The organism is Paraburkholderia caffeinilytica, from assembly GCF_046030355.1.
Classification (GTDB): domain Bacteria; phylum Pseudomonadota; class Gammaproteobacteria; order Burkholderiales; family Burkholderiaceae; genus Paraburkholderia; species Paraburkholderia caffeinilytica_B.
Genome location: NZ_JAQQCQ010000050.1, coordinates 1 through 9,813, shown reverse-complemented (window position 1 = coordinate 9,813; position 9,813 = coordinate 1). Strand labels below are relative to the sequence as shown.

The following is a 9,813-nucleotide window of genomic DNA, read 5'->3' as shown; positions in this document are numbered from 1 at the left end:
CTGTGCCTGTGCCTGTGCCGTCAGATTCTCGCTCTCGCCCACTCTCGCTCGTCGCCGCAATCAGACCTTCCGCCGCAACCGCAGCCACCGCCGCCGCACGCTGCGCAAACGCGCGTGTCGCGGCCGGCGGAATGCTCGAGTGATCGACAATCCAGCGTACGCGTCCCGGCGCGGTGGCATCCACGCTCAGCAATCCCTCAGCGCCGAACACCGTTTCTTCAACCGCCGCCGCATCCGCGACGCACAGCAGGACCACCTCGCACCGCGAGGCCAGTTCGCGCGGCGTATCGACCACTTTGGCACCGTCCGCCAGCAAGGCTTCCGCCTTGGCCCGCGTGCGATTCCAGACATGCACGGTATGCCCCGCGCGCAGCAGATGCCGGATCATCGGCGCGCCCATCAGACCGGGGCCGCAAAAACCAATTTCCACTTTCAAACCTCGCCAGGTTTCAGGTTTCAGATTTCAGATTGAGTTGCGCGGACATCATAACGGCCGCGCCTCGCTGCGGCATATCGGGCACGCGATGTGCGGAATGACTCGCTCATGTGCGGCACATGGGAGTGTCAACGGTAATCCATTGCCTATACTTTTTTTGCACACCAACGAAGGTCAAAGGAGGAAGTTCATGTCAGAACACGTCTACAAACAAATCGAACTGACCGGCTCATCGACCAAATCGATCGACGACGCAATCAGCACCGCGATTGCAAAAGCGTCGAAGACGCTGCGCAATTTGCACTGGTTCGAAGTGACGGAAACGCGGGGCCAGATCGAAAACGACAAGGTCGCGTACTGGCAGGTGACCATCAAGGTCGGCCTGCGCATCGACTAGCCCTGCGCCTGAAACCTCTTCGACACCTATTCCGGAGCAAAAAAAAGCTGCGTCCGTACTGGACGCAGCGTCTTAAAGCAGCGGTTGCTGAGACCGCCGCCTGGTCGATGATTAATCGGCCACGCGACGCGGTCATTCGCGGCCTGGCCGATGGCGGCCCCATCTATCACAACCGGTCTATGGCGACCCGGTCGACCCTTAAGCGATTCGCTCTCGACGACCGCCGCGTGAACCGGATTACTTCGGCAGCGAGCCGTCCACGCCTTCCACATACCAGTTCAGGCGCTGCAACTCCGGATCGGTCAGTGTCTTGCCAGCCGGCACCTTCACCGCGCCGGACTGATCCTTGATCGGGCCCGTGAAGACATCCCACTTGCCGCCCGCCAGATCGTCACGCTTCGCCGCCACCTGCTTCTGCGCATCGGCGGAAATCGCCGACGTATTCAGGTCCTCAAGATTGACGGCCTTCTGCGGAATGCCCCACCACACCGGATCGTTCTTCCACTTGCCGTCCAGCACCTGCTGGATAGCGGCGTTGTAATACACACCCCAGTGCGCGACCACCGACCCGAGGTGCGCCTCAGGACCAAACTTCTTCATGTCCGAATCCCAACCGAACGCATGCACGTGCTTTTCCGATGCGGTCGCGAGCGTCGCGCTCGAATCGGTGTTTTGCAACAGCACGTCGGCGCCCTGGCCGATCAGCGTTTCAGCGGCCTGCTTTTCCTTGCCCGGATCGAACCAGCTGTTGATCCAGATAACCTTGGTGTGAATCTTCGGATTCACCGAACGCGCGCCGAGCGTGTACGCGTTGATGTTACGGATCACCTCGGGAATCGGCACCGACGCGACAAAGCCGAGCGTGTTGGTCTTCGTCACATAGCCCGCGGCGACGCCGGCCAGGTAGGCGCCCTGGTACATGCGCACGTCATAGGTGCCGAAGTTCGGCGCCTTCTTGTAGCCGGTTGCGTGCAGGAACACCGTGTCCGGAAAGTCCTTCGCGACCTTCAGCTCGAAGTCCTGATAGCCGAAGCTCGAACCGATGATGATCTTGTTGCCCTTGTTCGCCAGATCGCGGAACACCCGTTCCGAGTCGGCCGATTCCGGCACGTTCTCGATGCGGGTGATCTTGATCTTGTTGCCGAACTTCGCTTCGGCTTCCTTCGAGCCCTGATCGTGCGCGAAGGTCCAGCCGGCATCGCCCGGGTTGCCGAGGTAGACGAACGCGACGCCCGGTGCGTCGGCAGCCTGCGCGCTTTGTGCGAGCGGCGCGGTGAGCGCCAGTGAGGCCGCGCCCCACGCGAAGGCGGTCAGCAGATTTCTTCTCTTCATGTTTTCTCCTGTCGTGTTTGTCGATTGATTTGAAACGTGTGGTCGGTCATATGAAGCGACAAGCGTGTCATCCCGCCGAGAAAAACGGCTTGCCAAGCGACGCGGGTGCATTCAGACGAATCGTGTTCGGGTTGCGCGAAATCAGTACGAGCACGACGACGGTCGCAACGTACGGCAGCATCGCGAGAAACTGCGTCGGCACCGGCACGCCAATGGCCTGAGCGTAAAACTGCAGACCTGTCACGGCGCCGAACAGCAGCGCGCCGATCAGCAGACGGCCCGGACGCCACGTCGCGAACACCACCAGCGCGAGCGCGATCCAGCCGCGGCCCGACGTAAGCTGCTCTTGCCACAAGTGCAGGTTGACGATCGAGTAGTAACCGCCGGCGAGACCCGCCATGCCGCCGCCGAAGGCCACCGCGCCATAACGCACGCCGACCACCGGAAAGCCGACCGAGTGCGCCACTTGCGGCGATTCGCCGACCGAACGCAGTACGAGGCCCGCACGCGTGCGATACAGGAACCACCAGATCGCCGCGAACATCAGGAACGCGAGGTAATCGAGCGGCGTGAGGCTGAAGAGCGCGGGTCCGAGCACCGGAATCTTCGAAAGACCCGGAATGGTCCACGTGTCGATCGTGGCGCGCACCGCTGCCGACGTGTACGGTTTGCCGACATAGGCCGACAGGCCAATACCGAAAATCGTCAGCGACAGGCCGGTGGCGACCTGATTGGCGAGCATGGTCAGCGTGAGGAACGCGAACAGCAGCGACATCGCGAGTCCCGCGCCGATCGCGGCGACTACGCCGAGCCACGGGTTGCCGGTAATGGCAGTGACCGCGTAGCCGGTCACGGCGCCCATCAGCATCATGCCTTCGACGCCGAGGTTGAGCACACCCGACTTCTCGGTAACGAGTTCGCCCGCGCCCGCGAACATCAACGGAATCGCGGCGGTGACGGCGCTCGAGGTGAGCGCGCTGGCTTGTTGAATATCCATGGAGTTCCGCCGGGAAAATCAGTGGGCTTGCGCGGCGGCGGAGCGCCGGCGCACGCGGTAGTTCACGAACAGGTCGGCACCCAGCAGGCAGAACAGCAACAGCCCCTGGAACACGCCGGAGAGCGCCTGCGGCAATTGCATCGAGGTCTGCACCGCTTCGCCGCCGAGGTACAGGAGCGCCATCAGCAAGCTTGCGAGCACGATGCCGACCGGATGCAGCCGCCCCACGAATACGACGATGATCGCGGTGAAGCCATAACCCGGCGACCATGTCGCCTGCAACTGGCCAATCGGACCGGCGATTTCACCCATGCCGGCAAGGCCCGCGAGACCGCCGCTGATCAGCAGCGACGTCCAGATGGTTTTCTTGTCGGAGAAACCGGCATAGCGCGCGGCGAGCGGCGCGAGACCGCCGACGTTCATCCGGTAGCCCGCGAAACTCTTGCGCATGAAGAGCCACACGCACGGAATCGCGATCAGCGTGATGAACACGGACGCGTTCAGCCGCGTGCCGCGCAGCCATTTCCAGTGCCAGTCGCCGGAAAAGGTCGGGTACAACGCGTCGCCGCTGAACATCTCCGAGAGCGGGAAGTTCATGCCCTGCGGATCGCGCCACGGGCCGCTCACCAGATAGATCAGCAATTGCGTGGCCACATACGTGAGCATCAGGCTGACGAGAATTTCGTTGGTGTTGAAGCGGCTCTTCAAGAGCGCGGGAATCGCGGCCCACGCCATGCCGCCGAGCACGCCGGCGATCATCATGGTCGGCAGAATCCACCAGCCGGTGGCCTGATCGAAATAGATCGCGACGCCGCTGGCGGCGATGCCGCCGAGCAGCATCTGCCCTTCAGCGCCGATGTTCCAGACGTTGGCGCGATAGCCGATCGCGAGGCCAAGGCCGATCAGGCACAACGGCGAAGCCTTCAGCAGCAGTTCGGACCAGCCGTTCACGCTGGAGAGCGGTTCGATGAAAAACGCATGCATGGCTTCGAGCGGATCGCGGCCGACCAGGCTGAAGATCAGGAAGCCGATCGCGAGCGTGAGCAACGCGGCGATCAGCGGCACGGCAAGCTGCATCGTGCGCGAGGGCGTCGTACGTGCTTCGAGTCGATACGGAAGGATCATGGGAGCGTGTGTTTATATGAGTGCTTATGTCTGGTTCTGGTGCCTACGGGGCCTATGGTGCTTACGGTGCTTTAGCGTCGATCGGCGGTCCGATCAGGCATCGACCTGTTACGCATGCGCCGGCTGTTCCGCCGACGGCGCCGCGCCCTCGCGGTCGCCGAACAGGCCCGCCATCCAGCGGCCGATTTCCTCGGCATTGGTCGCCCCCGTGGCACGCACCGGCGACAGTCTGCCGCCTGCCAGCACCGCGATGCGATCGCAAATGTCGAACAATTCTTCCAATTCCTCGGAGATCACCAGAATCGCCACGCCGCGCGCGGACAGGTCGAGCAGCTGCTGACGAATGAACGCCGCCGCGCCGACGTCGACGCCCCAGGTCGGCTGCGCGACCACCAGCACCTTGGGCGCCTGCAGAATCTCGCGGCCCATGATGTATTTCTGCAGATTGCCGCCGGAGAGACTTTGCGCCAACGCTTCCGAGCCGCCGCAACGGACGTCGAAGGCTTCGATGCAACGCCTGGCGAAGGCACGCATCGCGCCCGCCTTGATCCAGCCTGAGTTCACCATCTGCTGACGATGCGCGGTGAGCAGCGCATTTTCCGACAAGGTCATCGCCGGCACTGCACCGCGGCCCAGCCGCTCTTCCGGCACGAAGCCGAACCCGAGCGCGCGGCGGCCGCCTGCGCCGAGCCGCCCCGCCGCCTTGCCGCAGATCGTGACCGCATCGGCGCGCGTGCCGCGCTTTTCACCCGAGAGCGCCGATAACAATTCGGCCTGCCCGTTGCCCGACACGCCCGCGATGCCAAAAATCTCGCCTGCATTCACACTGAACGACACGTTGTTAAGCGAGGTGCCGAACGGATCGTCGCTTTCCACCGACAACTGCTTCACGTCGAGCAGCACGGCCCCCGGTGTATGTTCACGGCGCGTGTAATCCGGCAGCGAATGACCCACCATCAGCTGCGCGAGCGACGCGTGCGTTTCTTCTTTCGGCTTCACATGACCGGTCACGCGGCCGCCGCGCATCACCGTGGCGGTGTCGCACAGCTCCTGGATTTCGTCGAGCTTGTGGCTGATGTAAAGGATGCTGCAGCCTTCCGCCGCCAGACGCCGCAGCGTCGCGAAGAGCTTGCGGACCGCTTGCGGCGTGAGCACCGAAGTCGGTTCGTCCATGATCAGGAGACGCGGATTCTGCAGCAGGCAGCGCACGATTTCGACGCGCTGCCGCTCGCCCACCGTCAGGCTATGCACGTGACGTTGCGGGTCGATGTCGAGGCCGTAGTCGGCAGAGACTTCGCGGATGCGTTTCGAGAGCGTCTTCAGATCGAAGGGTTCATCGAGCGCGAGCGCGATGTTTTCGCCGACCGTGAGCGTCTCGAACAGCGAAAAATGCTGGAACACCATGCCGACGCCGAGCTTGCGCGCCGCCGCCGGGCTCGCGATTTCGACCGGTTGGCCTTCCCAGCGGATCTCGCCGGCGTCGGGACGCACCGCGCCGTAGATGATTTTCATCAGCGTGCTTTTGCCGGCGCCGTTTTCGCCGAGCACGGCATGGATTTCACCCGGCGCGACGATCAACGTGACGTCGTCGTTGGCGCGTACGGCCGGATATTGTTTGGTGATGCCCTGAAGCATCAGCCGGGGCGCCGCCTGTTCCGGCCTGCTTGCCGGCTGCGCGGCGGCGCCGTCGCTATAAGAAGAGTCGCTCATGTGATTCCGTAGTACGTCAGAGACTGCCGGTTACAGCGCGTCCGCCCGCCCTGTCAGCAGACGATCCGTCACCACAACCGGATGACAATACCTAAATCGACCCGCTCAGTCGAGCCGCCAAAATTCCCCGCAAACCCCCGCCGCAGCGTGCTCTGCGGGTATCCCACTCTTGACGCGGTTTTGTGTTCATATTAAAAGCCATATAACCCCACGCCCGTTCGATCAGCCAGAACATATATTTCGGAGAAGTCATGAGCCAGCAACGCGAGGCGATCGATACGTATCTATTACGCGTCTTGCACACCCTGTTGATGGAACGCAGCGTCACACGCGCGGCCGTCAAACTGAATCAGTCGCAACCCGCTATCAGCGCGGCGCTGCGCCGCTTGCGCGACATCACCGGCGACCCGCTCTTGGTGCGCGGCAAATCCGGCATGGTGCCGACCGAGTATGGTCTGCGCCTGCTCGAACCGGTGCAAAACGCGCTGCGCGAAATCGAACGCATCAAGTTCCAGCAGCACAACTTCGATCCCGCCACCTCCATTCGTTGCTACCGGATCGGCTGCCCGGACTATCTGAACGTGCTGTTCGTGCCGACGGTGGTGGAACGCTTTCGCCAGGCCGCGCCGAACGCAACGCTCGAATTTCACTCGCTCGGGCCGGCGTTCGACTACGAACTCGCGCTCGAGGACGGCAAGCTCGACATCGTGGTCGGCAACTGGCCGGAGCCGCCGGAGCAATTGCACCTGTCGAACCTGTTCGTCGATCAGATCGTCTGCCTGATGAGCAATGCGCATCCGTTCGCCAAACGCGGCGGGTTGACGCTCGACCAGTACCTGAATGCGCCGCATCTTGCGCCTACTCCTTACTCGGTGGGCCAACGCGGCGCGATCGACGTGCATCTCGCGCGCGAGCGGTTAAAGCGTCACGTGGTCGTCACGTTGCCGTACTTCAATCTGGCGCCTTACGTGCTGATCAAGTCCGATCTGATCTTCACGACGACGCGCCTGTTTGCCGACTACTACGCCAAATTCCTGCCGCTGACCGTGGTGCCCGCCCCGCTCGATTTCCCGCCGATGCAGTACTACCAGCTATGGCACGAGCGTGTGCATTACTCCGACGAAGTGCGCTGGCTGCGCAGTCTGGTTGCCGAAGCGACCAAGACGCTGATCGACAAGCCCTGATCTTTGCGCTGCGGTTTATCGGCACCCCGTCTTTGCGGACGGATGCCGATAAACCTGCTTCTTCTACTTCGCGCTTACTCCGTCATCAGGCGGCCGCTTCGTACAGCGTCTTCGCCAACCGGTTGTGCTGCTCGATGACCGGTCCGAGCTCCAGCGTCGTCAACTGACCATTCTTCACCACCACCTTGCCGCCGATCACGCTGTGGCTCACCTGCGACGGCGCGCAGAACACCAGGGCCGCGACCGGATCGTGCAACGCGCCCGCAAACAGCGGCTGACGCAGATCGAAGGACACAAAATCCGCCGCCATGCCCGGCGCCAGCGCGCCGATGTCGTCGCGATTCAGCACCTTCGCGCCGCCTAGCGTCGCGATCTCCAGGGCTTCACGCGCGGTCATCGCATCCGGCCCGAAACCGACCCGCTGCAGCAGCAGCGCCTGGCGCACTTCAGCAACCATTTGGGCACCGTCGTTCGACGCCGAACCGTCGACGCCCAGCCCCACCGGCACGCCCGCAAGGCGCATCCGCTTGACCGGCGCAATTCCCGACGCCAACCGCATGTTCGAACAGGGGCAATGCGCAACGCCGGTGCCCGTGCGGGCGAACAGTTCGATGCCCGCGTCGTCGAGTTGCACGCAGTGGGCGTGCCACACGTCGTGGCCGACCCAGCCGAGGTCTTCCGCATACTCGGCCGGCGTCATGCCGAATTTCTCGCGGCTGTACGCGATGTCGTTGACGTTCTCCGCCAGATGCGTGTGCATCGACACACCGTAGTGCCGCGCCATCACCGCCGATTCGCGCATCAGATCGCGGCTCACCGAGAACGGCGAGCACGGCGCGACCACGACGCGCAACATCGCGTAGCGTCCTTCGTCGTTGTACGTCTCGATCAGCCGCTGCGTGTCCTTCAGGATGTCCGCTTCACGCTCGACCACCGAATCCGGCGGCAACCCGCCGTCCTTCTGCCCCACGCTCATGCTGCCGCGGGCCGCATGAAAACGCATGCCGATCCGTTGCGCCGCGACGATGCTGTCGTCGAGGCGGCTGCCGTTCGGGTAGATATACAAATGGTCGCTCGAGGTCGTGCAACCGGACAGCAACAGTTCGGCCATCGCCGTCAAGGTCGAGACTTCGATCATTTCCGGTGTGAGGTTTGCCCACACCTTGTAGAGGTTGGTCAGCCACCCGAATAGCTCGGCGTTCTGCGCGGCCGGAATCGCGCGCGTCAGGCTCTGATACATATGGTGGTGCGTGTTCACCAGTCCCGGAATCACCAGGTGGCCGCGCATGTCCAGCACTTCGTCGGCCGTTTGCGGCAATTCCGCCGTGGGTCCGACCGCGACGATGCGGTTGTCCTCGATATACATGCCGCCGTCGCGCAGTTCGCGCCGGGCGCCGTCCATCGTGACCAGCACGTCCGCGTGCTTGACCAACATCGTTTTCTTCGGCTTGCTAGCCGCCTGCTCCATCGTCATTCGTTTCTCCGCTTCATTGCTTCCGTGCAAAGCCGTTCGAACGCGATGTGACGGCACGCCAACCGTGCCGCCGCGTCCCGTCGAACGCCGTTGGCCCGGTTACCCAGCGTGCTTCCGCCGTCTTCGGGGTGTGCCGCGCTTCGCTTGTGTTTGCTGCGGCGCACAGGGGTAACCTTCGACGGCCAAAATAATGCTGACAACTCGCGCCAGTGCGATACCCAACCTCACGCTGCCGATATAGTGGGCCTTTTTTGGCGCCGGTACGATCGAATCGCCGCGTAATAGTCGAACCGATCGACTCGATATGGCTTTCAGCAGGCTGTCTGTCATGCGCCAGGTATTATCTTTCCTATCTCGCGCGCGCTGAGGTGAACATCCTTTTTACAATGGCTGCCACGGCGCTCGCTTCAATTCGCCGACGGGTATGTAGCCACTGACGTGGAGCCTCGATCCGCCGCAACGTATTCTGGATCGGGCCGCCGCCGAAACCTCGCATTCACATAAGGAAAATTGCGAATGGGAAAGCTCACTACCCACGTGCTCGACACCGCGAACGGCCGTCCCGGCGCGGGCATCAAGGTCGAACTCTTCGCGCTCTCCGGCGACACCCGCCGCGCGCTCAAAACCACCACCACCAATGACGACGGCCGCTGCGACCAGCCGCTGCTCGAAGGCGACGCACTGGTCCCGGGCGAATACGAACTCGTGTTCGGCGCCGGCGACTACTTTGCCTCGATCGGCACGAAGGTGCCGGAGCCGCGTTTTGTCGATCGCGTCGTGCTGCGCTTCGGCGTGGCCGATGCCGGCGCGCACTATCACGTGCCGCTGCTGGTGTCGCCGTGGTCGTACAGCACCTATCGGGGCAGCTAAGTAAGCAACTGCGCGAACGGAGCGTATCGATAGGCATTGGAGGAAGACAAGGTTGAAGTCGCGCTGTATTTGCGAGCGCGCCCGATTGCACTGTGCGGATCCATGGAGACACCCGCGAAGCGCAATCGAACGCGAGCGACTCGACCCGAAGTTCCAATAAAAAACGGCGCTGTGCGAACTGAGCGCACCGCGTCTCTCACCCCGCAGTCTGCGCAACGACACCGTGCATGCCGGCGCCCCGTCAACCGGGTCACCAAAGGCGTAACCAAGGCACACGTGTTATTGCGC

9 protein-coding genes are annotated in these 9,813 nt (G+C 62.9%); 3 read left to right on the top strand and 6 right to left on the bottom strand.

Annotated elements, in window-relative coordinates; all coding sequences use genetic code 11:
* Nucleotides 1-400: NAD(P)-binding domain-containing protein (locus PQQ95_RS36385; RefSeq protein ID WP_408447198.1), on the bottom strand; the 400-nt coding region annotated here is incomplete at its 3' end.
* A gap of 226 nt (nucleotides 401-626) precedes the next feature.
* Here PQQ95_RS36385 and PQQ95_RS36380 point away from each other — a divergent pair.
* The gene (locus PQQ95_RS36380) at nucleotides 627-833 is read left to right on the top strand and encodes a dodecin (protein ID WP_091793652.1); all 207 of its coding nucleotides are present in this window, start codon (nucleotides 627-629) and stop codon (nucleotides 831-833) included.
* 237 nt (nucleotides 834-1,070) lie between these two features.
* Here the strand turns inward: PQQ95_RS36380 and PQQ95_RS36375 are convergent, their stop codons facing one another.
* The 4 genes from PQQ95_RS36375 to PQQ95_RS36360 all read right to left on the bottom strand — a co-directional run bounded on the left by PQQ95_RS36375 (nucleotide 1,071) and on the right by PQQ95_RS36360 (nucleotide 5,997).
* Complete coding sequence (locus PQQ95_RS36375; RefSeq protein ID WP_408447195.1) at nucleotides 1,071-2,165, bottom strand: BMP family ABC transporter substrate-binding protein; 1,095 nt, start codon at nucleotides 2,163-2,165, stop codon at nucleotides 1,071-1,073.
* Nucleotides 2,166-2,232: 67 nt separating this feature from the next.
* Entirely contained in the window at nucleotides 2,233-3,162 is a 930-nt protein-coding gene (locus PQQ95_RS36370) for an ABC transporter permease (protein WP_408447192.1), read from the bottom strand.
* 18 nt (nucleotides 3,163-3,180) lie between these two features.
* Entirely contained in the window at nucleotides 3,181-4,287 is a 1,107-nt protein-coding gene (locus PQQ95_RS36365) for an ABC transporter permease (RefSeq protein ID WP_408447189.1), read from the bottom strand.
* A 108-nt stretch (nucleotides 4,288-4,395) separates the two neighbouring features.
* Nucleotides 4,396-5,997 carry an ABC transporter ATP-binding protein gene (locus PQQ95_RS36360; RefSeq protein ID WP_408447187.1) on the bottom strand — a complete coding sequence of 534 codons (1,602 nt, stop codon included), beginning with the start codon at nucleotides 5,995-5,997 and terminating at the stop codon, nucleotides 4,396-4,398.
* Nucleotides 5,998-6,248: 251 nt separating this feature from the next.
* Here PQQ95_RS36360 and PQQ95_RS36355 point away from each other — a divergent pair, with 251 nt between their 5' ends.
* Complete coding sequence (locus PQQ95_RS36355) at nucleotides 6,249-7,181, top strand: LysR substrate-binding domain-containing protein (RefSeq protein ID WP_012433318.1); 933 nt, start codon at nucleotides 6,249-6,251, stop codon at nucleotides 7,179-7,181.
* Nucleotides 7,182-7,266: 85 nt separating this feature from the next.
* Here the strand turns inward: PQQ95_RS36355 and PQQ95_RS36350 are convergent, their stop codons facing one another.
* Nucleotides 7,267-8,655 (bottom strand): 8-oxoguanine deaminase, encoded by a 1,389-nt coding sequence (locus PQQ95_RS36350; RefSeq protein ID WP_408447184.1) that lies wholly within the window; start codon nucleotides 8,653-8,655, stop codon nucleotides 7,267-7,269.
* A gap of 516 nt (nucleotides 8,656-9,171) precedes the next feature.
* Here PQQ95_RS36350 and uraH point away from each other — a divergent pair.
* On the top strand, nucleotides 9,172-9,525 hold the full coding sequence (uraH, locus tag PQQ95_RS36345; protein ID WP_074283346.1) for a hydroxyisourate hydrolase: 354 nt from the start codon (nucleotides 9,172-9,174) through the stop codon (nucleotides 9,523-9,525).
* The last annotated feature ends 288 nt before the right edge of the window (nucleotides 9,526-9,813 follow it).

Bases quoted from the DNA above. Each gene is read 5' to 3' on its own strand.
- PQQ95_RS36380 (WP_091793652.1), top strand. From the start codon at position 627: ATGTCAGAACACGTCTACAAACAAATCGAACTGACCGGCTCATCGACC.
- PQQ95_RS36375 (WP_408447195.1), bottom strand. From the start codon at position 2,165: ATGAAGAGAAGAAATCTGCTGACCGCCTTCGCGTGGGGCGCGGCCTCA.
- PQQ95_RS36370 (WP_408447192.1), bottom strand. From the start codon at position 3,162: ATGGATATTCAACAAGCCAGCGCGCTCACCTCGAGCGCCGTCACCGCC.
- PQQ95_RS36365 (WP_408447189.1), bottom strand. From the start codon at position 4,287: ATGATCCTTCCGTATCGACTCGAAGCACGTACGACGCCCTCGCGCACG.
- PQQ95_RS36360 (WP_408447187.1), bottom strand. From the start codon at position 5,997: ATGAGCGACTCTTCTTATAGCGACGGCGCCGCCGCGCAGCCGGCAAGC.
- PQQ95_RS36355 (WP_012433318.1), top strand. From the start codon at position 6,249: ATGAGCCAGCAACGCGAGGCGATCGATACGTATCTATTACGCGTCTTG.
- PQQ95_RS36350 (WP_408447184.1), bottom strand. From the start codon at position 8,655: ATGACGATGGAGCAGGCGGCTAGCAAGCCGAAGAAAACGATGTTGGTC.
- uraH (WP_074283346.1), top strand. From the start codon at position 9,172: ATGGGAAAGCTCACTACCCACGTGCTCGACACCGCGAACGGCCGTCCC.